Annotated in this window: 16 protein-coding genes; 7 read left to right on the top strand and 9 right to left on the bottom strand. The window is 73.3% G+C overall.

All coding sequences use genetic code 11. From position 1 onward, the window contains the following. Positions 1-382: 382 nt before the first annotated feature. Positions 383-1,228, top strand: a complete 846-nt coding sequence (locus tag OO62_RS08625; RefSeq protein ID WP_033266682.1) for a PP2C family serine/threonine-protein phosphatase — start codon at positions 383-385, stop codon at positions 1,226-1,228. 70 nt (positions 1,229-1,298) lie between these two features. Here OO62_RS08625 and OO62_RS08620 read toward each other — a convergent pair whose 3' ends face one another. Beyond that, positions 1,299-1,802 carry a MarR family winged helix-turn-helix transcriptional regulator gene (locus OO62_RS08620; RefSeq protein ID WP_033266681.1) on the bottom strand — a complete coding sequence of 168 codons (504 nt, stop codon included), beginning with the start codon at positions 1,800-1,802 and terminating at the stop codon, positions 1,299-1,301. A 278-nt stretch (positions 1,803-2,080) separates the two neighbouring features. On the opposite strand from OO62_RS08620, the gene OO62_RS08615 reads away from it, so the two are divergent. After that, positions 2,081-2,944, top strand: coding sequence for a lysozyme (locus tag OO62_RS08615; RefSeq protein ID WP_033266680.1), 864 nt, complete (start codon positions 2,081-2,083; stop codon positions 2,942-2,944). Positions 2,945-3,083: 139 nt separating this feature from the next. Here the strand turns inward: OO62_RS08615 and lon are convergent, their stop codons facing one another. After that, entirely contained in the window at positions 3,084-5,543 is a 2,460-nt protein-coding gene (lon, locus tag OO62_RS08610; protein WP_033266679.1) for an endopeptidase La, read from the bottom strand. Positions 5,544-5,719: 176 nt separating this feature from the next. Next, a complete protein-coding gene (locus tag OO62_RS08605) occupies positions 5,720-6,565 on the bottom strand; it encodes a pentapeptide repeat-containing protein (protein ID WP_051732907.1) in 846 nt (281 codons plus the stop codon). A gap of 252 nt (positions 6,566-6,817) precedes the next feature. Here OO62_RS08605 and OO62_RS08600 point away from each other — a divergent pair, with 252 nt between their 5' ends. Continuing rightward, positions 6,818-7,372, top strand: coding sequence for a hypothetical protein (locus OO62_RS08600; RefSeq protein ID WP_033266678.1), 555 nt, complete (start codon positions 6,818-6,820; stop codon positions 7,370-7,372). A 65-nt stretch (positions 7,373-7,437) separates the two neighbouring features. Here the strand turns inward: OO62_RS08600 and OO62_RS08595 are convergent, their stop codons facing one another. After that, positions 7,438-8,271 (bottom strand): rhomboid-like protein, encoded by an 834-nt coding sequence (locus tag OO62_RS08595; protein ID WP_033266677.1) that lies wholly within the window; start codon positions 8,269-8,271, stop codon positions 7,438-7,440. A 264-nt stretch (positions 8,272-8,535) separates the two neighbouring features. Here OO62_RS08595 and OO62_RS08590 point away from each other — a divergent pair, with 264 nt between their 5' ends. The 4 genes from OO62_RS08590 (at position 8,536) to OO62_RS08575 (ending at position 15,292) form a co-directional block, all read left to right on the top strand. After that, the gene (locus tag OO62_RS08590; protein ID WP_051732905.1) at positions 8,536-9,288 is read left to right on the top strand and encodes a spermidine synthase family protein; all 753 of its coding nucleotides are present in this window, start codon (positions 8,536-8,538) and stop codon (positions 9,286-9,288) included. Positions 9,289-9,361: 73 nt separating this feature from the next. Then, positions 9,362-10,099, top strand: a complete 738-nt coding sequence (locus OO62_RS08585) for a response regulator transcription factor (RefSeq protein WP_033266676.1) — start codon at positions 9,362-9,364, stop codon at positions 10,097-10,099. Further along, a complete protein-coding gene (locus tag OO62_RS08580; protein WP_228332533.1) occupies positions 10,096-11,232 on the top strand; it encodes a HAMP domain-containing sensor histidine kinase in 1,137 nt (378 codons plus the stop codon). The genes OO62_RS08585 and OO62_RS08580 overlap by 4 nt, the downstream gene beginning before the upstream one ends. 250 nt (positions 11,233-11,482) lie before the next feature. Further along, positions 11,483-15,292: a multifunctional oxoglutarate decarboxylase/oxoglutarate dehydrogenase thiamine pyrophosphate-binding subunit/dihydrolipoyllysine-residue succinyltransferase subunit gene (locus OO62_RS08575; protein WP_033266675.1), complete on the top strand. Its 3,810-nt coding sequence runs from the start codon at positions 11,483-11,485 to the stop codon at positions 15,290-15,292. A 116-nt stretch (positions 15,293-15,408) separates the two neighbouring features. On the opposite strand, the gene fxsT is transcribed toward OO62_RS08575, so the two are convergent. The 5 genes from fxsT to OO62_RS08550 form a co-directional block, all read right to left on the bottom strand. Further along, positions 15,409-18,459, bottom strand: coding sequence for an FxSxx-COOH system tetratricopeptide repeat protein (gene fxsT / locus OO62_RS08570; protein ID WP_228332532.1), 3,051 nt, complete (start codon positions 18,457-18,459; stop codon positions 15,409-15,411). A 133-nt stretch (positions 18,460-18,592) separates the two neighbouring features. Then, on the bottom strand, positions 18,593-19,774 hold the full coding sequence (locus OO62_RS08565; RefSeq protein ID WP_206738429.1) for an FxsB family cyclophane-forming radical SAM/SPASM peptide maturase: 1,182 nt from the start codon (positions 19,772-19,774) through the stop codon (positions 18,593-18,595). Between the two features lie 205 nt (positions 19,775-19,979). Next, the gene (locus tag OO62_RS08560) at positions 19,980-20,189 is read right to left on the bottom strand and encodes a YxD-tail cyclophane-containing RiPP peptide (RefSeq protein ID WP_033266674.1); all 210 of its coding nucleotides are present in this window, start codon (positions 20,187-20,189) and stop codon (positions 19,980-19,982) included. Between the two features lie 169 nt (positions 20,190-20,358). Further along, positions 20,359-23,769 (bottom strand): SAV_2336 N-terminal domain-related protein, encoded by a 3,411-nt coding sequence (locus OO62_RS08555; protein WP_033266673.1) that lies wholly within the window; start codon positions 23,767-23,769, stop codon positions 20,359-20,361. A 5-nt stretch (positions 23,770-23,774) separates the two neighbouring features. Next, positions 23,775-24,848 (bottom strand): AAA family ATPase, encoded by a 1,074-nt coding sequence (locus OO62_RS08550; protein WP_033266672.1) that lies wholly within the window; start codon positions 24,846-24,848, stop codon positions 23,775-23,777. Positions 24,849-25,083 lie beyond the last annotated feature (235 nt).

Genomic DNA, 25,083 nt, shown 5'->3' with positions numbered 1-25,083 from the left:
CCGCAGCAGCACACACTTCCGCGAGGGTAAACAGTCCGGCTTGCGCGTCGCGACGGACGTCCTGGCCCCGCCCCGTGAACGGGCAACGACCATTCCACCGGCGCCGCGCAGTGGCTCGGCAACACATGCCCGGCCACCTGAACGAGTGAACATCAATCGGAGTTTGGCCATCAACTTCCGTGCGCCGATGTTTTCGACCGCAACCCCGCGCAACCCCCGGACGGGTTTGGAGATGCGACCCGCTCCTGGCAGGATGCGCGCCCGCACGCCGCCGGGCCCGTGGTCCACACCATTCCCGCACAGCTGACCTGGCCGTACGGGGTTACCGCCGGACACGCCCGGACACCGGGTGGAAACCACGGCCTCCGGCAGACTTGCCGCCATGCGCATCGAACTCGCCACCGAGCCGGGCGATCCCCAACGCCCAAACGAGGACTACGCATCGGTAGCTCTGCCGGCTTCCGGTCAGGGCGGAGTCCTGGTCCTGCTGGACGGCGTGACACCGCCCGCGGAGGACTACGGATGCCGCCATCCGGTCCCGTGGTTCACCGCGCGGCTCGGGGGCGCATTGCTGGAACTGTCTGTTTCACACCGGGATATGACGCTCGCTGAGGTGCTGGGCGCGGCCATCTCCCGGACAGCCGAGGTTCACCGGGCCACCTGTGACCTTTCTCACGTCCGCACGCCGCAGGCAACTGTCGTGCTCGCGCGGTGGTCCGGGGACACCGTCGACCATCTCGTCCTGTCCGATTCGGTGCTGCTGGTGGAACGGACGGACGGCTCGGTGCAGCCGGTGCTCGACCCGCGGCTGGACGAGCTGCCGCCCGCGGTACGGGCGCAGCGGGACGCCGTACGGGCGCTGCCGCGCGGCTCGGCGGAACGGGCCGCCGCGGGCCGGGAGTACGGCCGCGCGGTCGAGGCGCTGCGCAACGCCGAGGGGGGCTTCTTCACCGCCGCGGCGGACCCGGCGGTGGCCGCCCGCGCGGTCACCGGCAGCACCCCGCGCGACCGGGTCCGCTCGCTGACCGCCCTCTCGGACGGCGCGAGCCGCTGGGTGGAGGTCTTCCACGAGGGCTCGTGGGCCGACTGCGTGCGACTGGTGGCCGGCGAGGGCCCCCAGGCACTCATCGACCGGGTGCGCGCCGCCGAGGCCGCCGATCCGGAAGGCACCGGCCGTCCCCGCGGGAAGGCCCGGGACGACGCTGCGGTGATTTTTGTGGCGCCGTGACAGAAACGGGCCCCGGGAGGAGAGCCGGGGGCGGGACGGCCGCCGGGACCGGTGGTCCGGAAGGTGCGGCTTATCCTTCCTCGCCCTCCTGCTCCGCATTCAGCCGGTGCAGCAGCCGCGCCAGTTCGGACACCTCGCCGCGGTCCCAGGAGGCCAGGCGCCGGGCGTACTGCGCGCGGCGCCCGTTGCGGACGCGGGTGAAGCGGGCCCGCCCCTCGTCGGTGATCCTCACCAGGACCGCACGGCCGTCGGCCGGGTCCGGTTCGCGGGCTACCAGCCCCAGCTTCTCCAGCGCGTGCAGTTGACGGCTCATCGTGGCCTTGCCGACGCCGAAGAAGCCGGCGAGGTCGGTGGCGCGCTGGGCGCCGGCATCGGCCAGCCGGAGCAGCAGCCCGTACGCGGACGGCTCCAGGTCGGGATGCACCTCTCGGGCCAGTTCGCCGGAAGAGGCCCGGGCGCGGCGGAGAAATACCGCCAATTCACGTTCCAGGGCGAGAAATACGTGGTCCACACCAGTGGGTTCGCCGTCCGCCGCCGTGTCGCCGGTCCCGGTGTTGTGCACGTCAGCGCCCATGCCCGCTTTCCCTCATCTGAAAGTTTCCGCCCTCGCCGGGCGAAGCCGCAGCTCCGCCAGTATTTCGCAGGATTAGACCAACGGCAGCCCACGGCACCTCTTTTGCCCCCTGGGTCTACGCGCGTATCGTCATTTGTGGCATGACCACACCAAACGGTCGGGCGGTGTCAAAGGTTCCGCCGCGCGTCATGCACGCCGCACCTCCGTGTCCTCGCGTCTTGTCATGCCACTGGTTACCTCCCCCCTCAGAACACCCACCGAGATCTTCGGAGGCACGTATGCCCGTGCTCAGATCCGGCTTCCCCCACCGTCCCGCGCGGTCGCTGGCGACCGTGGCCGGGGCCCTCCTCGCCGTCCTCTCCCTCCTGCTCGGCCTGCCCGGCACCGCCGGTGCCGCGGCTCCCGGGCGCGCACCGGAACCCGCCCATCCCGGGCAGGACTGGGCCGGCTCCCAGATCGCCGCGCACGAGGGCACCGGCGCCGGCGCCGGCGCACCGGCAGGCGCCGCGCTCGCGGGGTCCGTCGAAGGCGTGGACGTCAGCAGCCACAACGGCAACGTCGCCTGGTCGACGCTCTGGAACAGCGGCGTCCGCTTCGCCTATGTCAAGGCGACGGAGTCCACCAGCTACACCAACCCGTACTTCGCGCAGCAGTACAACGGCTCCTACAACGCCGGGCTCATCCGCGGCTCGTACCACTTCGCCACACCCAACACCTCCAGCGGCGCCGCCCAGGCCAACTACTTCGTCGACCACGGCGGCGGCTGGTCCCGGGACGGCAAGACCCTGCCCGGGGCGCTGGACATGGAGTACAACCCCTACGGCTCGACCTGTTACGGGCTGAGCGCGGCCGGCCTGGTCAACTGGATGAAGGACTGGTTCGCCACCTACAAGGCGCGCACCGGCCGGGACGCGGTCATCTACACCTCCACCAGCTGGTGGAAGCAGTGCACCGGCAATTCGTCCGCCTTCGGCGCCGTCAACCCGCTGTGGGTCCCGCGCTACGGCTCGTCGGTCGGCGAACTCCCCGGCGGCTGGGGCTTCCACACCATCTGGCAGTACACCTCCACCGGCCCGACGGTCGGCGACCACAACCTCTTCAACGGCGCCTACGACCGGCTCCAGGCGCTGGCCAACGGCTGACCCCGCATCCCCCGGCACCGGGCGACCCGGCCCACGGCCGGCACGCGGGCGTACGGCCCCCACCCACGCCCGGTCGTACGCGCGAGAGGGCCCCTGCCGCACCTGGCGGCAGGGGCCCGTCCCGTTCCCCGCGCGTCCCTCACACCGCGACGGGGACCTCCGGCGCCGCCCCGTTCGACGCCGGGGTCAGCGCCAGTTCCAGCACCTGCCGGACGTCCGCGACCGCGTGCACCTCCAGAGCGGCCAGGATCTCGGCCGGCACGTCGTCCAGGTCCGGCTCGTTGCGCTTGGGGATGATCACCGTGGTGATCCCGGCCCGGTGCGCCGCGAGCAGCTTCTGCTTGACGCCGCCGATCGGCAGCACCCGCCCGGTCAGCGAGACCTCACCGGTCATCGCCACCTCCGGCCGGACCTGCCGGCCGGACAGCAGCGAGGCCAGCGCCGTGGTCATCGTCACGCCCGCACTCGGCCCGTCCTTGGGGACGGCGCCGGCCGGTACGTGCAGATGCACTCCGCGCTCCTTCAGGTCGCCGACCGGGAGCTCCAGCTCCGCGCCGTGCGAGCGCAGGAACGACAGGGCGATGTGCGCGGACTCCTTCATCACGTCGCCGAGCTGTCCGGTCAGCTGGAGCCCGGACGCGCCGGTCTCCGGATCGGCCAGCGACGCCTCCACGTACAGCACGTCGCCGCCGGCACCGGTGACCGCGAGGCCGGTGACCACACCGGGCACCGCCGTCCGGCGCTCCGCCGGGTCCTGCGCCGACTCCGGGGTGTGGTGCGGCCGCCCGATCAGCGGGCGCAGCTCGTCCACGCCGACCGTGAACGGCAGCTTCCGCTCGCCGAGTTCGTGCTGGGCCGCGACCTTGCGCAGCAGCCTGGCCAGGGCGCGCTCCAGGTTCCGTACGCCCGCCTCGCGGGTGTACTCGCCCGCGAGCTTGCGCAGCGCCGCGTCCTCCAGCGCCACCTCGCCCGGCTCCAGGCCGGCCCGCTCCAGCTGGCGCGGCAGCAGGTGGTCCCGGGCGATGGTGACCTTCTCGTCCTCGGTGTAGCCGTCCAGCCGGACCAGCTCCATCCGGTCGAGCAGCGGCTCGGGGATGGCTTCCAGGACGTTGGCGGTGGCCAGGAAGACCACGTCGCTGAGGTCGAGTTCGACCTCCAGGTAGTGGTCGCGGAAGGTGTGGTTCTGCGCCGGGTCGAGAACCTCCAGGAGGGCGGCGGCCGGGTCGCCCCGGAAATCGGAGCCCACCTTGTCGATCTCGTCGAGCAGCACGACCGGGTTCATCGACCCGGCCTCCTTGACCGCGCGCACGATCCGGCCGGGCAGCGCGCCGACGTACGTCCGCCGGTGGCCGCGGATCTCCGCCTCGTCGCGCACGCCGCCGAGGGCGACCCGGACGAACTTGCGGCCCATGGCCCGCGCGACGGACTCACCGAGCGAGGTCTTGCCGACGCCGGGCGGCCCGACGAGTGCCAGGACGGCCCCGCCCGCCCGTCGCCCACCACCGCCCTTGCCCGAATCGCTGCGCGATGCCCCCTTCGACGGCCCTCCGACGAGGTCGAGTCCCCGCTCGGACCGGCGCTTGCGGACGGCCAGGTATTCGGTGATCCGCTCCTTGACGTCCTCCAGGCCGGCGTGATCGGTGTCCAGGACCTCCTTGGCGCCGGCGATGTCGTAGGCGTCCTCGGTCCGTTCGTTCCAGGGCAGCTCCAGGACGGTGTCCAGCCAGGTGCGGATCCACGAGCCCTCCGGGCTCTGGTCGCTCGACCGCTCCAGCTTGTCGACCTCCTTGAGGGCCGCCTTGCGGACGTGTTCGGGCAGCTCGGCGGCCTCGACCCGGGCGCGGTAGTCGTCGCCCTCGTCCTCCGGGTCGCCGTTGAGCTCGGCGAGCTCCTTGCGGACGGCCTCCATCTGGCGCCGCAGCAGGAACTCCCGCTGCTGCTTGTCGACGCCCGCCTGGACGTCCTTGGCGATGGACTCGGCGACGTCCTGCTCGGCGAGGTGGTCGCGCAGCGCCTCGGTGGCGAACTTCAGCCGGGCCACCGGGTCGGTGGTCTCCAGCAGCCGCACCTTCTGCTCGGTCGTCAGGAACGGTGAGTACCCGGAGTTGTCGGCGAGGGCCGACACGTCCTCGATCTGCTGGACGCGGTCGACGACCTGCCAGGCACCACGCTTCCGCAGCCAGCTGGTGGCCAGCGCCTTGTACTCGGTGACGAGTTCGGTCACCGCGCCGGGCAGCCGTTCGGGAACGGTCTCCTCGACCGTCGTGCCCTCCACCCACAGCGCGGCACCGGGCCCGGTCGTGCCGGAACCGATCCGCACCCGGCCCAGGCCCCGGATCAGCGCCCCGGGGTCACCGTCGGAGAGCCGCCCGACCTGCTCGATCCGCCCGAGCGTGCCGATGCCCGCGTACGTCCCGTCGACGCGGGGCACAAGCAGCACCCGCGGCTTGTTACCTGACGAGGCTGCGGCCTGCGCGGCCTCCACCGCGGCGCGGACCTCGGTGTCGGACAGGTCCAGAGGCACCACCATGCCGGGCAGTACGACCTCGTCATCGAGGGGCAGCACGGGCAGAGTGAGCGAGGCGGACGTCGAAGCCATGATCTCCCCTTCGGCAAGCAAGTTGAGCTTTACCCACTCAATGTCAGCGACTGCCGAGATGTTCCCCGGTGCGCGTTCGCTGTGAGCGATCAACCGCGGAGCCCGGAAACGCGTACGGCCGAGCCGGGCCTCCACAGGGGGCCCGGCTCGGCTCGGAAGGGGGAAGCGGCGGCCCGCTACCAGTGGGCGGGGCGGGACAGGGCAGACGGCAGCGTGGTGGCGGCGTCGCCCCGGGCCGCGTTGACCTGGGCCTGGGTGAGGAAGAGCGCGCCGGTGAGATCGGCGCCGCGCAGGTCGACGTCGCGCAGATCGGCCCCGATCAGGTCCGCCTGCCGCAGATCGGCGCCCCGGAGGTCGGCGGCGATGAGGTACGCCCCGCGCAGGTTGGCGCCCCGCAGGTCGGCCTTCCGCAGCCGGGCCCCCATGAGGTCGGCGCCCCGGCGCTCCTTCTTGCGGCCCGGGACCGTGGCCCGTACGAGCTCGCTGGTGCGCAGCAGCAGGGTGTTGACCTCGCCGCGGTGGGCCGGCACGTCCAGCTGCCCGAGCTCCTCGGCACTGCCCCGGGTGAGGCGTTCGGTCTTCTCCAGGGCGGCACGCAGCGCGGTGTGGACCGGGCGGGCATCCGGCAGGGCCAGCGCCTCGGCGAGGTACCAGAGGAGTTCGTGCAGCTGCCGCATGACCGGGAAGACGTCGAACATCTGCCGGGCGGTGCCCGGTGCCTGCCGCCAGTCCCGTCCGCCGAAGGTGACCTGGGAGACCTTCTGGCCGGCGCCGAAGCAGTCGAAGACAGTGCAGCCGGAGAAGCCCCGCTCCCGCAGGTCGGCGTGGATGCCGCAGCGGAAGTCGGTCTGCAGGTTCGGGCAGGGCCGCCCGGCGTCCTTGTCGATCGCGAAGTCCGCGGAGGCGGCGAAGGGCAGCGCCACGCAGCACAGCCCGAAGCAGCTGCCGCAGTCGGACACCAGGCCCAGCTCGGCGGTGTGCGGAATCGATTGCTTGGGGTCCTGCGGACGTTCTGCGGACACGGTGCGGGTACTCCTGCGGCCGGCGGGCGGCGCACCTGCTGCGCCGGAAGAAAGGGCCATTCTCCCAGCCCGCGTCGGGGCCCCCGCGCCGGACCACCGCCCGACGGCGACCGCGACGGCCACAGCCGCACGCACCCCGCGCGAACGGAGGAAGGGCGCGCGGCGTCCGGCGCCGCCCGCGGAGGGCGGGGCGGGTGCGGAAAGACGGTCGTTGCGCCTCCCACTACCAGTCAGGACTGCTACTTTCACCGCATGTTGCAGCGGATGTCCGGCGTGTTCATCGGCGCCCTCTTCGGGACCATCTTCGTCATCGCCAATGCCCACGATCCGCTGAATCCCACGATCGGGGTCGCGCTGCGGGTGCTCGCGGTGCTCACTTTCGGGGGACTGCTGGCGCTGGCGCTGCGGGCCGGGCGCCGGGGCGGGGCCGCCGTGGGCGGCCCCCAGGCTTCCCAGGAGAGCTGGTACGGCGGGAAGTTCGGCTTCGTCGTGGCGGCCGAGGTGGTGCTGATGATCGGCGGCAACCTCGCCCTGCGCGGGGCGGGCGCCCCGGCGGAGACCGCCGTGGCCTGGATCGCGCTGATCGTCGGACTGCACTTCCTGGCGCTGACCGCGGTCTGGAAGCGGCGCAGCATCGCCGTGCCGGGCACCGCGCTGACCGCGCTCGGCGTGATCGGACTGGGGATGGCGGCGACCTCCGCCGTGGCGTGGGTGCCGTTCGTCAGCGGTGTGCTGTCCGGTGTGGCGCTGCTGGGCGGCTCCGCCTACGCCGTCACGCACGCCTACCGCGCGACCGTACGGCCGTAGGCCCAGCGGACGGACGACGACCACCCACCGGCGAGGGGCCGCCGCCCGCGCCCCGGCCCCGCGGGTCAGTGCATGCGTGCGCCGCGCAGTGCCGGGTGCCCCAGGTCGCCGAGGAGCGGCGCCGGGCCGGTGCGGTGGACGCGCCAGTGGCGGAGCAGCGGCCAGGCGGCCACGCCCAGGGCGACGGAGAGCAGGTGGCCCCAGTCGGTCATCGGGTCGGCGTAGGCCAGCAGATCGGTGAGGGCCAGATAGCCGACGCCGGCCAGCAGCGGCCAACGCGCCCAGGCCGGGAGCACGCCCGCGAGGGCTCCGGTGCAGGTCATCACGCCGAAGCTGATGCCGTAGTCGAGACGGTGCAGGGAACTCTCCGGCAGCTGGCCGGCGGCGACCGAGAAGGCGACGGGCACCTCGGTGGCGAGGGTGGCCAGCGCATGGCCGCCGAAGAAGACCGCGGCGGTGCGCAGTCCGCCGATCCGCCGCTCCAGGGCCGTCAGCACGAAGAGGAACGCGACCGCGTACGCCGAGGCCACTCCGCCGGCGATCCACAGCGCACTGGCCACCAGCACCAGCAGCGGCGCCTGCGCGAGGTGGACGACGTCGGTGCTGGAGCCCTGCAGCAGTTCGGAGACCAGGCCGGGGTCGGCGTACTCGGCGAACAACGAGGTGCCCGCGAGCAGGAGGGCGAAGCCGAAGGTGAAGGGGGTGCGGGCGGGGGTGGGCAGCAGCTGCCAGGGCCGCGGCCAGGCACGCGCCGGGCGGGGCGGCGGCGCCGCGTCCTCCGCGGGCACCGCACCGCCCCGGCCCCGCTGCCGGGGGATGCCCGACAGCACCGGGAGCGGGTCCGCCGGCCGCTCACCGCCGGCCGGAGCCCGGCCCTCCGACGTCCGCTCCCCCTGCATTCCCCCGACGGTTTCCAGCCTGCTCACGGTCCTGGGCCCCTTCCGTCCATGGCGCATCCGGTGAGCCGTGCCCGTGCCGCTCGGCGGTCCGTGCTTGCTCTGCCCTGCACAACGTCGCGCACCAGCCTGCACGCTCAACCCATGAAGAAGCTGTGCGAGTGAGATGCATCACGTCGGGCAACGGTCGCCGGGGCCGCCGCGTCCGGCTCGGCGGCCCCCGTAACGAGGTGGACCGCCGCCGCCCGCATTGGCCACCATGACCGCATGGCGTCCGTTACTCCTCCGCATCTGACGACGAACGGCCCGGCCCCGGCCCCGGCCCCCCGCACGCTCGACCGCCGTGAGGGCCCGTACGGCGAGGTGGTGCTGCGGCAACGGGACGGCTCCCCCGCCGGCCCCGGCACCCCCGCCGCCCCCGTGATCTACGAGATCATCGCCAACGGCTGCTTCCTGATGGACACCTCCGACGGCCGCTCCGAGCGGCTGCTGGTCGACGCCGCGCTGGCCGCACTGCCGGCCGGCCGGGCGCGGCCCGCGGTGCTGATCGGCGGGCTGGGCGTCGGCTTCTCGCTGGCCCGCGCCGCCGAACAGCCGCGCTGGGGCCGGATCGCCGTCGTCGAGCGCGAGGCGGCGGTCATCGACTGGCACCGCACGGGCCCGCTGTCCGAGGTCTCGGCGGCCGCGCTCGCCGACCCGCGCTGCGCGATCCTGCACACCGACCTGGTCGCCCACCTGCGCGCCGGCGGGGACACCTACGACGCACTGTGTCTGGACATCGACAACGGCCCCGACTGGACCGTCACCGAGGGCAACGACACCCTCTACTCCCCCACCGGACTCGCGGCCTGCCACGACCGCCTGACACCCGGCGGGGTACTCGCCGTGTGGTCCGCGCAGCCCTCGCCGGCCTTCGAGGAAGCCTTGCGAAATGCCGGTTTCAGCGGGGTGCGTACGGAAGAGATCCCGGTTGTCCGAGGCGTCCCCGACGTGGTCCATCTCGCGCGCAAGGGCGCGTAGCCGACAGTCGCACCGTGCCCGTACGCTGCTGCCCAGCAAAACGCGACCACGCAGGGACATGCAGGGGCGGGCGATGGACCAGACTCAGACAACGCAGGGCGGCGCCGCCGCCACGCCGGGTGCCCAGCGCCGGGTGCTGGTCGTGGAGGACGACCCGACGATCGTCGACGCCATCGCGGCCCGGCTGCGCGCCGAGGGCTTCCAGGTGCAGACGGCCACCGACGGCCCGGCCGCGGTGGAGACCGCCGAGGCGTGGCAGCCCGATCTGCTCGTCCTGGACGTGATGCTGCCGGGCTTCGACGGCCTGGAGGTGTGCCGCCGGGTGCAGGCACAGCGCCCGGTCCCGGTGATGATGCTCACCGCCCGGGACGACGAGACGGACATGCTGGTCGGCCTCGGCGTCGGTGCCGACGACTACATGACCAAGCCGTTCTCCATGCGGGAACTGGCCGCGCGGGTGCATGTCCTGCTGCGCCGGGTCGAGCGCGCCGCGCTGGCCGCGCACACCCCGCGCAGCGGCATCCTGCGCCTGGGCGAGCTGGAGATCGACCACGCCCAGCGCCGGGTCCGGGTGCGCGGCGCCGACGTCCACCTCACCCCCACCGAGTTCGATCTGCTGGTCTGCCTGGCGAACACCCCGCGCGCGGTGCTCTCCCGTGAGCAGCTGCTGGCCGAGGTGTGGGACTGGGCGGACGCCTCCGGGACGCGCACGGTCGACAGCCACATCAAGGCCCTGCGCCGCAAGATCGGCGCCGAGCGGATCCGCACGGTCCACGGCGTCGGCTACGCGCTGGAGACCCCGTCCGCATGACGCGGCGGCACCCGCCCGTGCGCCGCTGGTGGCAGCCGCCGCTGCGGAAGCTGTGGCAGCGGGTCTGGGAGGCGCTGCGCCCCCTGGACCCGTACCGCTCCGTGAAGGCGGCGCTCGGCGCGCTGGTCAGCGTCTCGGTGATCATCACCACACTCCTGGTGTTCGTCGCCATGCACTCGGCCACCGAGCTGCGGGTGATCACGATCTTCTCGATCATCGCCTCGCTGCTGATCACCCAGTTCGTGGCGAACAGCCTGACCGCCCCGCTCGGCGAGATGACGGACGTCACCCGCTCGATGGCGCACGGTGACTACAGCCGCCGGGTGCGCTCCGGGCGCCGCGACGAGTTCGGCGACCTGGCGGAGGCGTTCAACCGCATGGCGGCCGACCTGGAGGCGGTGGACACCCACCGCAAGGAGCTGGTGGCGAATGTCTCGCACGAGCTGCGCACGCCCATCGCCGCGCTGCGCGCCGTCCTGGAGAACGTCGTCGACGGGGTCTGCGAGCCCGACCCGGAGACGATGCGCACCGCGCTGAAGCAGACCGAGCGGCTGGGCAGGCTGGTCGAGCACCTTTTGGACCTGTCCCGGCTGGACAACGGCGTGGTGCCGCTGCACGCCCGGCGCTTCGAGGTCTGGCCGTACCTGTCCGGGGTGCTCAAGGAGGCCAACATGAGCCGCGGCGCCTCCACGCTGTCCGGCACCGGCACCCACACCCGTACGGACGTCCACCTCCACCTCGACGTCTCGCCGCCGGAGCTGACCGCGCACGCCGACGCCGAGCGGCTCCACCAGGTCGTGGCGAATCTCATCGACAACGCCATCAAGCACAGCCCGCGCCACGGCCGGGTCACGGTGCACGCCCGGCGCGGCGACGGGCCGGGGAGCCTGGTGGTGGAGGTCCAGGACGAGGGTCCCGGCATCCCCGAGTCGGAGCGCTACCGGGTCTTCGAGCGGTTCAACCGCGGCGGCCCCGGCACGTCCGGCCCCGGCACGGACGGCGGTACGGGACTGGGCCTGGCGATCGCCCGCTGGGCGGTGGATCTGCACGGTGGACGGATCGGGGTGGCCGAATCGTCGAAGGGTTGCCGAATTCGAGTCACTCTTCCGGGTACGGAATCAGCGCGGAGCTGACATCCCGGTTGACGGCACCTGACGTAGGGTCGGTGGTAGGAGCACTCATCCCATGGGTGCGACGGCGGTGAGTCCTACCCGGACGCGGGCAAACTCCGTGTGTTTCCCGCCAAGTCATGCCCCGAAACCCGTCGGGGAATGTGACGTGCGCGACGAGTGGCCCTCCCGGACTGCACCAAAGGTCACAAGAGGCGTAGCCTTTATTCCCGCTGTCCACCACCTTAGGAAGCGGAAGAGGGCGGTTGCCGCCGTGTCGCTACAGTCCCCCAACAGCTCGAGCATCTCGACCGAGGCCGATCAAGAGGGGCAGGGCAAGAGCCCTGCTGCCGCTTTCGGCCCGAATGAGTGGCTCGTCGACGAGATCTACCAGCAGTACCTCCAGGACCCGAACTCGGTAGACCGAGCCTGGTGGGACTTCTTCGCCGACTACAAGCCGGGCGGCGCCACCGCGCCGAGCAAGCCGGCGGAGGGTTCCCCCGGTGCGGCTGACGCCGCGCTGCCCCCCGTGGCGGCCCCGGACCGGTCGGCTCCCGCCGCGCCGGACCAGCCGAAGCCCTCAGCTGCCGCGCCGGCGACCCCGGCGAAGCCGGCCGCGAGCGCTCCGGCCCCGGCCCAGCCCGCCGCCGCGAAGCCCGCGGCTGCGAAGCCGGCCGCCGCGAAGCCCGCGGCCGCGAAGGACACCGAGGCCCCCGGCGGCCCCGAGTACGTCGTCCTGCGTGGCCCCTCGGCCGCCGTGGCGAAGAACATGAACGCCTCGCTGGAGCTGCCGACGGCCACGTCCGTCCGCGCGGTCCCGGTGAAGCTGCTGTTCGACAACCGCATCGTCATCAACAACCATCTGAAGCGCGCCCGTGGCGGGAAGGTCTCCTTCACCCACATCATCGGGTACGCGATGGTGCAGGCCCTCAAGGCCATGCCGTCGATGAACTACTCCTTCGCGCTGAAGGACGGCAAGCCGACGCTGGTCAAGCCCGAGCACGTCAACCTCGGTCTGGCCATCGACCTGGTGAAGCCCAGCGGTGAGCGCCAGCTGGTCGTCGCGGCCATCAAGAAGGCCGAAACGATGACCTTCTTCGAGTTCTGGCAGGCGTACGAGGACATCGTCCGCCGGGCCCGCGACAACAAGCTGACGATGGACGACTTCACCGGGGTCACCGCGTCGCTGACGAACCCCGGCGGCATCGGCACCGTCCACTCCGTGCCGCGTCTGATGCCCGGCCAGTCCATGATCATGGGCGTCGGCTCGATGGACTACCCGGCGGAGTTCCAGGGCACCTCCCAGGACGCCCTGAACAAGCTCGGCGTCTCCAAGGTCATGACGCTGACCAGCACGTACGACCACCGCGTGATCCAGGGCGCCGCCTCCGGCGAGTTCCTGCGCATCATGAACCAGCTGCTGCTCGGCGAGAACGATTTCTTCGACGACATCTTCAAGTCGCTGCGGATCCCGTACGAGCCGGTCCGCTGGCTGCGGGACATCGACGCCTCGCACGACGACGACGTCACCAAGGCCGCCCGGGTCTTCGAGCTGATCCACTCCTACCGGGTCCGCGGCCACGTCATGGCCGACACCGACCCGCTGGAGTACCACCAGCGCAAGCACCCCGACCTCGACATCACCGAGCACGGCCTCACCCTGTGGGACCTGGAGCGCGAGTTCGCGGTCGGCGGCTTCGCCGGCAAGTCCATGATGAAGCTGCGCGACATCCTGGGCGTGCTGCGTGACTCGTACTGCCGCACCACCGGCATCGAGTTCATGCACATCCAGGACCCCAAGCAGCGCAAGTGGATCCAGGACCGGGTCGAGCGTCCGCACAAGTCGCCCGAGCGCGAGGAGCAGCTGCGCATCCTGCGCCGGCTGAACTCCGCCGAGGCGTTCGAGACGTTCCTGCAGACGAAGTACGTCGGCCAGAAGCGCTTCTCGCTGGAGGGCGGCGAGTCCGTCATCCCGCTGCTGGACGCGGTCATCGACTCCGCCGCGGAATCGCGCCTGGACGAGTGCGTCATCGGCATGGCCCACCGCGGCCGCCTCAACGTCCTCGCCAACATCGTCGGCAAGTCGTACGCGCAGATCTTCCGGGAGTTCGAGGGCAACCTCGACCCGAAGTCGATGCACGGCTCCGGCGACGTGAAGTACCACCTGGGCGCGGAGGGCACCTTCACCGGCCTGGACGGCGAGCAGATCAAGGTCTCGCTCACCGCCAACCCCTCCCACCTGGAGGCCGTGGACCCGGTCGTCGAGGGTGTCTCGCGCGCCAAGCAGGACATCATCGGCAAGGGCGGCACGGACTTCACCGTCCTGCCGATCCAGCTGCACGGTGACGCGGCGTTCGCCGGCCAGGGTGTGGTCGCCGAGACGCTGAACATGTCGCAGCTGCGCGGCTACCGCACCGGCGGCACGGTGCACATCGTCATCAACAACCAGGTCGGCTTCACCGCCGCCCCGGAGTCGGCCCGCTCCTCCATGTACGCCACCGACGTGGCCCGCATGATCGAGGCGCCGATCTTCCACGTGAACGGTGACGACCCCGAGGCCGTCGTCCGCGTCGCCCGTCTGGCCTTCGAGTTCCGCCAGGCGTTCAACAAGGACGTGGTCATCGACCTCATCTGCTACCGCCGCCGCGGGCACAACGAGTCGGACAACCCGGCCTTCACCCAGCCGCTGATGTACGACCTGATCGACAAGAAGCGCTCGGTGCGCAAGCTCTACACCGAGTCGCTGATCGGCCGGGGCGACATCACGCTGGAAGAGGCCGAGCAGGCGCTGCAGGACTTCCAGGGCCAGCTGGAGAAGGTCTTCACCGAGGTCCGCGACGCCACCACGACGCCGGCCGCGCCCGAGGTGCCGCAGCCCAAGGCGGAGTTCCCGGTCTACGTCGACACCGCGATCTCCCAGGAGATCGTCAAGCGGATCGCCGAGTCGCAGGTCAACATCCCCGAGCACATCACCGTGCACCCGCGTCTGCTGCCGCAGCTGCAGCGCCGCGCGGGTCAGGTCGAGGACAACACCATCGACTGGGGCATGGGCGAGACCCTCGCCATCGGCTCGCTGCTGATGGAGGGCACCCCGGTCCGGCTCGCCGGCCAGGACTCCCGCCGCGGCACGTTCGGCCAGCGCCACGCGGTGCTGATCGACCGGGAGACCGGCGAGGACTACACCCCGCTGCTCTACCTGTCCGAGGACCAGGCCCGCTTCAACGTCTACGACTCGCTGCTGAGCGAGTACGCGGCGATGGGCTTCGAGTACGGCTACTCGCTGGCCCGCCCGGACGCCCTGGTCATGTGGGAAGCGCAGTTCGGTGACTTCGTCAACGGCGCCCAGACGATCGTGGACGAGTTCATCTCCTCCGCCGAGCAGAAGTGGGGCCAGACCTCCGGCGTCACCCTGCTGCTCCCGCACGGCTACGAGGGCCAGGGCCCGGACCACTCCTCGGCCCGCATCGAGCGGTTCCTCCAGCTGTGCGCGCAGAACAACATGACCGTCGCGATGCCGACGCTGCCGTCGAACTACTTCCACCTCCTGCGGTGGCAGGTGCACAACCCGCACCACAAGCCGCTGGTCGTCTTCACCCCGAAGTCGATGCTGCGCCTGAAGGCCGCGTCGTCGAAGACGGAGGAGTTCACCACGGGCGGCTTCCGTCCCGTCATCGGTGACGCGTCGGTCAAGCCCGAGGACGTCCGCAAGGTCGTCTTCACCTCCGGCAAGGTCTACTACGACCTGGAGGCCGAGCGGCAGAAGCGCGGCGCGTCCGACACCGCGATCATCCGCATCGAGCGGCTGTACCCGCTGCCCGGCAAGGAACTCCAGGCGGAGATCGCCAAGTTCCCGAACGCCGAGAAGTACCTGTGGGCGCAGGAAGAGCCGGCGAACCAGGGTGCCTGGCCGTTCCTCGGTCTCAACCTGATCGACCACCTCGACCTGGCCGTCGGCGCGGATGTCCCGCACGGCGAGCGCCTGCGCCGCATCTCGCGGCCGCACGGCTCCTCGCCCGCGGTCGGCTCCGCCAAGCGGCACCAGGCCGAGCAGGCACAGCTGGTCGCGGAGGTCTTCGACGCGTAAGGCGTCGGGCCACCGGTCGTACCGGGACCGTCACAAGGGCCCGTCCCCGCTGCTGCGGGGGCGGGCCCTTCGGCGTACCGGGAAAGGGGGTTACCGGGGACCCGGCCGACCCGCCCTCACACGGGCTGCGGTTCGAAGTCCCAGTACGGGCGTCTGCGGCGCCGGGCGGAGAGGGTGTGCGGGTGCTCGGCGCCCAGCGTCTCGGAGAGCTGCTGGATCGCCTCCTGCTCCAGCTTCGCCGCCTCCTCGCCCCGGCGGCGCAGCGCCCGCAGGTCCTCGGCCAGCGCCGTCTTCGCGGAGAGCGTCAGCGGATGGCGGTCGCCGAGCGTCACCTTGGCCCGCTCCAGGGTGTCGCGGCCCAGCTCCACCGCGCCGTCCTCGTCGTCGGCCCGGCTGCGGGCGGCGCCGGCGTTGAGCGCGCAGCCCAGCGTCCAGGGGTGGTCGCTGCCCAGCGTCCCGGTCATCCCGTGCAGCGCCCGCTCGGCGAGGTCCAGCGCCTCCGCCGTCTCCCCGAACTCGGCGCGGACCAGCCCGACATTGCCCAGGGTGCCGATGGTGTACGGGTGCCGCTCGCCGGCCAGTGCCTCGTAGCGCTCGGCGACCTCCTCGGCGAGGTCGCGGGCCTGGCCGAGGTCGCCGTGTTCGCGCAGGAAGGTGGCGTGGTCGGCGCGGACCATGAGGGTCTCGGGGTGGCGCGGGCCCAGCACCCGGCGGGAGCGCTCGACGACGTCGGACATCAGCGCGGCGGCCTTGGTCACCTCGCCGGAGCGGCGCCAGCACAGCGCGAGGTTGTGCTCGGCGCGCAGCGTCTGCGGGGTGTGCGCGCCCATCACCTGGAGGTGCAGCCGGGCGTTGAGCTCCTGGCTGGAGGTGGCGTCGCGGTAGCGGCCCAGCAGCCGGAGCATCCGGGCGTAGGCGGTGCCCGCGTTGAGCGTGAGGTGGTGCCGGGCGCGCAGCTCCCGCTCCCGGTAGGCCAGCACCTCGCGGTGTGTGACCAGCGCTTCCTCGTACCGGCCGAGCAGCGCGAAGACGGCGCCGAGGTTGTGCCGCGAGGAGAGGGTGCGCGGGGCCTCGGGGCCGAGCAGGGCGGCGTAGGCCCGCCAGACGGCGTCGAAGAGTTCGTACGCCTGCTGGTAGGAGCCGAGGGCGAGCAGGGTGCCGGCGAGGCCGTCCTGGGCGCGCAGCAGGTCGGCGTCGGAGGGGTCCCGCTCGGCGGCGAGCTGGTCGACGACGGCGCTGCCGACCGCTTCGGCCTCGCGGTAGCGGCCGAGCCTGCGCAGCATGTTGGCGTGCTGGTGGGTGAGCACGAGCATGGTGCGCTGGGTGGGTTCGAGGCGGGTGCGCCAGCGGGACATGAACTGTTCGCACAGCCGCAGCCCGATCCGGTACTCGCCGCGGACCCGCAGGTACTCGACGCAGTTGAGCAGCAGCTGCTGGACCGCCGGGTCGGCGCTGTCGAGCACGCCGGCCGGCTCCAGGTGCGGGATGAGTTCGGCGTAGCGCTCCCAGTAGCGGGTGTCGGCGGGGTTCTGCGGGTCGGCGGTGACCAGCACCCGGCAGGCGGTCGCCGACATCAGGTCGCGCTCGTCCTCGGTCATGTCGCTGCGCAGGAACCGGTGGTAGAGCCGGTGCATCAGCGCGGTCTCCACGGCCGGGTCGGCGTCCTGGGAGACCTGGTAGTCGAGGCGTACGGCGGTGGACTCGGTCAGCCGGCGCAGCGCGGTGTTCCAGCTGATCGGTTCGGCGGCGAGGTCGGCGAGGTGCTCGGGCAGGTCGCCGCGGCGGGCCTTGGCGAGCATCGGGACGGGGATGGCGTCGGGGGCGAAGAAGGCGAACAGCTTGAGGAGTTCGACCGCGGCGGGGCTGCGCTCGCGCAGCGTGTTGAGAGTTATGGCCCAGCTGGTCTGGAAGGCCATCGGGTAGTCGGAGGAGATCCGGATGCCGACGAGGCTGGGCTCGCCGCGCCGGATCAGCTCGATGTACTCCTTGGGCGACATCGGGTTGGCGTCGAGCCAGGCGGCGGTCTGGGCGAGCAGCAGCGGCAGGTCCTGGACGGCTTCGGAGAGCATGTCCGCCTCGACCGGGGTCAGCCGGGACGCGCGGCGGCGGGCGTAGGCGACGGACTCGACGCGGTTGAAGGGCAGTACCTCGATCTCCTGGGCGCTGCCGGATCCGGACCAGTCGCGGGTGAGGGTGGTGATCAGGACGTGGCCGCGGCCGTCGGGGATCAGGTCCTCGATCTGCTCCATGTCGTCGGCGCTGTCGAAGATCAGCAGCCAGCGGCGGTAGGGGCGGCCGACGCGCAGCGCCTCGTGGACGGCGCGGATGCGGTCGCCCAGCTCCCGGCCGACGGGGAGGCCGAGGCGGGTGGCGAGTTCGGCGAGCTGTTCGCGGGCGGCGCCGCGGTTGGTGGCGCTGATCCACCACACCACGTCGTAGTCGTTGCCGAAGCGGTGGGCGTACTCCGCGGCGATCTGGCTCTTGCCGACGCCGGAGGTGCCGTAGAGCGCGATACGGGTCTCCAGCGGCGGGGCCGCGGTGGTCCCGGGTCCGGCCAGCTTGCCGTACAGCTCTTCGAGGACGTTGTCGCGCCCGGTGAAGCGGTTGTTGCGGCGCGGGATGTTCCACACCTCGGGCGGGTTGTTCGGGAAGCGGGGTTCGCCGGGTGCGTTCTCGTCCACGGTCCGGGGCGGCGCGACGATGCCCAGCCGTTGCAGGAGCCGGCGGTTGGCCTCGTTGGCGTCCAGGTCGCGCAGGTCGGCGGGGTGCAGCAGGGACGCGGTGGCGGGCAGGCTCTGGGTGGCCACGCTCACCGCGGCGAAGCGGTCGGCGTGCGGCGGCACCACCTCGCGCAGCGCGGCGGTCCACTCGTCCTGCGTCTTGGGGCCCAGCCGGAAGTACCAGTCGTCCAGCACCATCAGCAGCCGTCCCTCGGCCTCCAGCAGCGCCGACAGCTCCTGGACCAGGGCGGTGTCGACCTTCGGGTCCCAGCGGAGCAGGGTCGTGCCGTGGCCCTGCTGCTCCAGCCGGTGGGCGATCCACGCGGCCCACGGCCGGGCGAAGCCCGCGTAACTGATGGTGATGTGTGCGGCGGAGCCGGCCGGGCCCGACGGACCGGAAGAAGCAGAAGAACCGGCTGAACCAACGGAAATGGACTGCTCGGCCATGCGACCGTCTCCCTGAGGTGCGATGGTGCGCGCGTGCGGAGGGTGAGACATCGGGCACGCCCTGGCTCTTTCGCACGATAGCCCAAGTGTCCCTCCATATGACGACAGTGCGTCAGGTCTTCTTGCATGCAGGTCAGTTGAGGGAAACCGTCGCGTCGAGCCGGGCGGCGATGTGCCGGATGAGGCGTTCCAGGTCCGCGCAGTACACGGACGGATGGGTGAATCCGCCGGCGTCCGCGCGGTAGCGGTGGGCGTAGTTGCCGCCGCCGCACACCTCCACCAGGGCGCAGGCCCGGCACTGGGCGGCGAGCCCGTCCCGGCCGCGCTGGCGGGCCGCCATGCCGGGGTGGGCCAGGGCCTCGTCGAAGCTGTGGCGGAAGACGTTCAGGCCGGTGGCGGCGGCGCCCTCGTAGGCGGACTTCAGCGAGTCCACCTGTTCGATGGCGCCGTCGGTGTCCACGACCAGGGCGACGACGGGGGAGAGACCGACCGCCTCGCTGGTGCTGGGCCGCCCCAGCAGGAGGCCGAGGATCTCGGTGAACACCCGCACGCGGGGGCCCGGGCCGCCGTCCCACCACAGGTCGAAGACGGTGCACAGCCAGTCGCCGTACGGGGCGCGGCCGGCCGGCGCGGGCGGCCCCGGCCGGGGGCCCCGCCCCGCGGGGGCCGGTGGCGGGCTGGACCAGTTGGCGTGCGGCAGCAGGAAGTCGAGCATCGGGGGGTCCAGTGCGCACAGCGAGCCGTAGACCTCGGCGGGGTCGGCGGTGATGTCGATGGTGCACAGGATCCCGGCGAACACCTCGGGGCGGTCGCGGAGCAGCCCGACGGCGCGGCAGACCGCGGGCCAGGAGGGCCGGCCGGCGTGGTCGAGGCGGCGCCGGTTGAGGCCAGGGGTGCCGCCGTCGAGGCTCAGGCCGAGCCGGAAGCCGGCGGCGCCGAGCGTGTCGAGGGTGTCCCGGGTCAGCAGCGTCCCGTTGGTCTGCACGCCGAATTCGGCGGTGCAGCCGGTGGGCAGCGCGGCGCGGACCGCGGCGGCCTGGGCGAGCAGCGGGCCGGGCCCGGTGAGCAGCGGTTCCCCGCCGTGCAGGTCGATGCGGATGTCCCGCAGCCGGTGGGTGCGGGCGTGTTCCGCGATGCGCCGGGCGGTTTGCCGGACGGTGGCGGGCGGCACGGTCCGGGGGCGCTCGCGCCAGCTGTGGTCGGGGCCGGCGTAGATGTAGCAGTAGGTGCAGGCGAGGTTGCAGCGGCTGTGGACCTTCAGGACGAACTGGCGGAAGGGCACCGCGGTGGTCCGGCCGGTCGTCTCCCCCGCCACGGCTCGCCCCCTGCCCCGTAGTCCTCGGTCGAGGTACGGGACCGGCGCCTTCGGCCGTCACGTCCCGTCCGCTGTCTGGTACTTGGCTCCCCATTCGATCGAAGAATCGAATTACCGCGACAACTGGCCGGTTCCCTAGCGCGTTTGCCCAAAAATCACCTCCCGCACGACCGGACGACGCAAAGGGAGGGGCCGTACCGGGCCGTCACCGCAGGAGTTTTCCCGGGCCGTCCTCGTAGTACGCGACGGCCTCGTCCCCGGTGGGCCAGTTGCGCAGCAGCAGGGTGGCGACCTCGCCGAGCACCGCGTGGTCCGTCCGTGCCGCCAGAAGGCGCACATCGACCCCGGCGAAATCCGGCAGCGGCTCGGCCGACGGGGCGGCCGCGGCCCGTTCGGTGCGGGGGGTAGTCGCCACGCTGCTCTCCTCTGACCGGCTGGACGGTGGTTTCCCGGACTCCCGTCCACGGAAACACGTGGGGGCGACGGACGGCCAGGCGGCCGTCCGGGGGGCGGGACGGCCGGGCCCGGAGCCCCGCCGCCCGGCCGGCGTCGGGCGCGGTTCCGGTCCCGCCCGTCCCGGATGGTCAGGCGGTGGACTCCAGGGCGCGCATCCGGGCGCGGGTGCGCTGCGCCTCGGGCCCGGCGTCCTCGCCGGCCCGCTGCCACCGCTCCCAGCTCTCGCGGTAGGCGTGCAGCGCGGAGCGCGGGCCGGCGGTGACCTCCAGGACCTCGGCGCGGCGGTGGTGGGCGCGGGCGGCCAGCAGGGCGCTGCCGGCCCGGCCGGCGGCCGCGGCGGCCCGGCGGTAGCAGGCGGCGGCCCGGTCGTGGCGCTCCCGGGAGTCGAAGCGGCGGTCCAGCAGCAGCTGCACGTCGCCCACTTCGAGCCATGCCTCGGCGCACACCACGTCCGGTACGTCCGCGCCGCGGGCGGCCAGCTCCAGCACCCAGTCGGCCTCGTGCAGATCGGCGAGCGAGGGCTGGCGTTCGTGCCGCAGCCGCAGCGCGCGGCCGAACAGCAGCCGGTGGCTGCCCAGGTCGGGGTCGTGCGGCGCGACCCGGGCCAGCGCCTCGCGCAGGACGTGCACCGCCTCGTTGGCCAGCCGCTTGCCCGGCTCCCCCGGCGGTTCCAGCCGGGCCCGCAGCAGCAGCGCGGCGCCCCGTTCGGCGAGCAGGGAGCTGTGCTCGGGCGAGTCGGGGGCGGTCAGCCGCAGCGCGGCGGCCAGCGCGGCGATCGCGGCGTCCAGGGCGCTCAGCGCGCCGGTGCGGGTGTGGACGGCGCGCTGAGCCGCGGCCGTCCGGCGCAGGCTGACCGCCTCCAGGGCCGGGTCGTCCAGCGCCCGGGCGATCTCCCGGGCGCGGTCGAGGGCCGGCAGCACCGACGGCAGGCCGGTGCCGCCGTTCAGCTCCCGCGCCGCGGCCAGGTCGAGCAGGGTCTCGCACACCAGCCGGTCGGCGGCGCTGCCGCGGCGGCGCAGCAGCACGGTGGCGGTGTCGAGGTCGTCGGCGGCGCGTACGGCCAGCTCCTGGGCGGGGCGCGGTCCTTCGGGAGGCGTCCGGGCGGCCCGGCGGGCCTGGTCGAGCAGGACACCGCCGCGGGCGGCGTAGACCTCGCCGGGCACCTGCTCACCGCTGGGCCACTGGTCGAGGAGGGCGGTGAGGGAACGTTCGGCCTCGTCGAGGGGGTCGGCGGGGCGGTCGGCGCCGGCTCCGGCGTCGCCCTCCCCCGCGTCGGGCGTCGCCCCGGGCGTCTCGGACAGGGCGGCCAGCCGCCGCAGGACCTCGGTGCGCAGCACCATGCTCTCCAGGACACGGGGATCGAGCAGGCTCATCAGCCCGCAGGCGGTGTGCAGGTGACGGGCGGCGTCGGTGAGGGCCGCGTGCTCCTCCGTCGCGGTGCCGGCCCGGCGCCGTTCGCCGGCGCGGGCGTAGGCGACCCGGCCGCGCACGATCAGCGCCCGGGTCCGCTCGGCGTCCCCGGCGGCGTCACCGGCGCCGTCGCCTCCGCCGGCGGCGTCCGCGGCGGACCGGGCCGCCCGCTCCGCCTCCTCCAGGGCGTCCGGCTGGCCCCACTTCGCCCAGGCGTGCAGCAGGGCGCGGGCGAGGTCGGTGCCGGCCGGCGGCAGGCGGTCGGCGGCGGCGCGCAGCAGGCGCACGGCCTCGATCAGGTCGCGGGCGGCGCGGTCCTGTTCGTAGCGCTCCAGCAGGGCGGCGCCCTCGGCGGCCGGGCCGTCGGGGACGTACGACCGCCGGCCGGCCGGGCGCAGCGCCGGTTCGAAGCGGCGCAGTACGCGTTCGGAGACCCGGGCGAAGGGTGCCGGGACGGCGCTCCCCCGGCCCCCGCCGGGAGGGACGCCCCGGCCGGCCTCCGGTTCGCGGCCGCTGCCGGAGAGCATGGCGACCGCGACGGCCGGGAAGTTACGGGCGCTGCGGCCGAAGGTGCGCTCGATGTAGAGCGAGCAGTGCTTGAGGATCAGGGCCGCCTCGCCCGCGCTGAGCCGGCTGAGGAGTTCGTCCCGTACGCCGGGCGCGAAGTCGTACCAGGGGCCGGTGCCCGTGCTCGGCCCGCCGGACGCCCGCTCGTCCGGCGGGAGTTGCGTGACCAGGCCGCTGAGCAGCACCTCGGCGAGTTCGGCCGGCCCGGTGTGCGGCAGCATCGCACGCTGGACGAGCTGGATGACGGGCAGCGCGAGCGGTACGGCCGAGAGGTGCACCGCGAGCAGCCGCGCGGCGGGGGACGCCTGCTGCTCGAACTCACGGACCATGCGCGACGGTTCGCCGCCTCCGGGAGCGTCCTGCGGGCCGGTCGGGGGCTCGGCGCCGTGGTCGGCCCGTACGACGCAGGCCGCGCCGCGCAGCGACAGCCCGGCGTCGGCGGCGGCCAGCCGGGCCCAGCAGCCGAGGGCCGAGGGGGTGGCCGACAGGACCGGGACGGCGCGCTCGCGGGGCGGCCCGGGCGACGAGGCCAGGGCCGGGGCGGGCCGGCGGCGGCGCCGGGCCGGGAGGAAGTCCAGGGCCTGGTAGGAGCCCTGGCGGCGGACGAGGGTGCCGGGGACCGCCGGCAGCAGGGTGCGCCCCCACATGCGCTGCGGCAGCGGCTGGACGACGGCGAGCGGGGCGTCGGCCGCCCAGCGGTAGAGCAGCCGCTGCATCCGGCCGTCGCGCCACAGCGGGCCCGCGCAGTCGCTGATGACGAGGGTGAGGTGGTGGCCGGTGGGGTCGTGCAGCTGGTCGGCGGGGCGCAGCGGGCTGCCGGGGCCGGGCGCCGCGGCGACGCCGACGTCCGGGCCGTGCGGGTGGAGGTAGTGCACGGTGACGTCCCGGAAGGCGCCCACCCGTTCACAGACCTGGCGCAGGTCGTGCAGCATCTGCTCCCAGACGGCCATCGAGGACGAGCCGTCCATCAGCAGCCGCAGGGCGGCGGCGCGGCGGTGCACCCCGCGCAGCACCGGGATGACCGTTTCGGCGTGCGCGGAGAGTTCGGCGGTGGCGGGCTCGTCGAGGGTGTGGCGGGCCGGGGCGGCCGGCGGGCGGTAGCGCTGGACCGGGCGCAGTGCGCGCTGCAGCGGCAGCAGTCCGGGGAAGGCGGAGGCGATCGGCACGGCGACCTCGCCGAGGCGGTGGTGGTCCGGGTCGGCGACCCGCTCGTCCTGGGCGGGCAGCAGCTCGGCGACGCGGCGGCGGGCGCCGTCGCGGGGCGCGGGGGACCGCCCGTCGGAGGCGTCGGGTCCGCTGCCGGACGCGGGCGGTGCGCCGTCGCGCGCCGGGTCCGCCGTACCGGCCGGCCCGGCCCGGAATGTGGCCGGATCTGTACGGTCGGGCGGGTCCGTGCGGTCGGTCGCCGCGTCGGCCGGGCCTCCGGGCGGCGCGTCGGGGGTGATCCACTGGGCGAGCCAGAGGGCGTCGGCCATCGCGCGGGCGTCGGGCGGCAGCCCCGCCGCGGTCAGCCGGGCGACCAGCTCGTCGAGGGGCCCCGGGCCGGGCGCCCCGGGGGGCATCGCAGTCACCTCGTCCGATCGAGAGGCCGCATCAGCTCCGCCGTCAGGCGCCGTCGGGTCTCCTCCTCGTCCTGGTCGGTCCAGCCGGCCTTCTGGGTGAGGTGGATGGCGTTGAAGAGCTGGTCGACGGCGCGGACGTCGCCGGGCTCGCGGTCCAGGAAGCGGTCGATCACCGCTTCGTGGCGCTCGGCGGCCCCCTCGCCGAAGTGGGCCCGCACCATGGCGGCGAGGCGCTCCTTGTCGGGGGCCGGGATGTGGAGGTGGATGCAGCGGCGCAACAGGGGCGCCGGGAAGTCCCGTTCGCCGTTGCTGGTCAGGACGATGAAGGGGAAGGCGCGGCAGCGCACCCGGCCGTCGCGCACCGTCACCCGCGCCCCGTCGTCGCTGAGCACCTGCACCTCGGGGGCGGATCCGGCCAGCCGCTCCAGCTCCGGAATCCTGAACTCCCCTTCCTCCAGGACGTTGAGCAGGTCGTTGGGCAGGTCGATGTCGCTCTTGTCGAGCTCGTCGACGAGCAGGACGCGGGGCCGTGCGGCGGGCAGCAGGGCGGTGCCCAGCGGGCCGAGGCGGATGTAGCGGCCGATGCCGCCGCCGGGCTCGTCCGTGGGGTCCGCGCCGGCCGTGCCGTCCGCGCCGTCCGGGGGGCCGCTGTCCGCCGCGGACGGTGCGGCGCGGGCGATCTGGAGGTCCTGGAGGCGGCCGATGGCGTCGTAGTCGTACAGGCCGTCGCGGAGCGTGCTGCGGCTGACGACCGGCCAGCCGAGCACCCGGCCGAGGCCGAGTTCGTAGGCGACCGAATGCGCCAGGGTGCTCTTGCCGCTGCCCGGCGCGCCGGTCACCAGCAGCGGACGGCGCAGGTAGAGCGCGGCGTTGACCAGCTCGCGCTCGGTCTCGCCCGGGCGGTGGTGGCTGGCCTCGCGGTGCTGCACGCCGAGCCGGCGCTCGGAGGCCGGGTCCAGGGCGGCGGGCGGCGCCACGAGCGGGCCGCCGTCGAAATCGCGCCAGGGGGGCGGCGGTGGAAGGTGCTCGATTCCGTCGTGCGGTGCGCCCGCGCCACGATAGATGAGCCAGTCGCTCACGTCGGAACTCCTCGTCGCCGGCCCGGCATCGGTCAGGAACGGGGGCCGGGGAGAACCGCCGGAGACGTCGGCACCCGCCCGGCCGTCCCCCGCGTCCGCCACCGACACACACGCAATCACGTCGTCACGTCATCACGAACAAGTCTTCCACGACGCTATGACAGTACCCATCCATACGGAAGCACACGGGGCGGTTTCCGGTCTCGCACCGCAGCACCGCGGGGCGCCAAGTGCC

The organism is Streptomyces lydicus (assembly GCF_000717345.1).
In the GTDB taxonomy this organism is placed as follows: domain Bacteria; phylum Actinomycetota; class Actinomycetes; order Streptomycetales; family Streptomycetaceae; genus Streptomyces; species Streptomyces lydicus.
The sequence above is the reverse complement of the archived record's forward strand: the minus strand, read 5'-3'. Positions and strand labels throughout refer to the sequence as shown.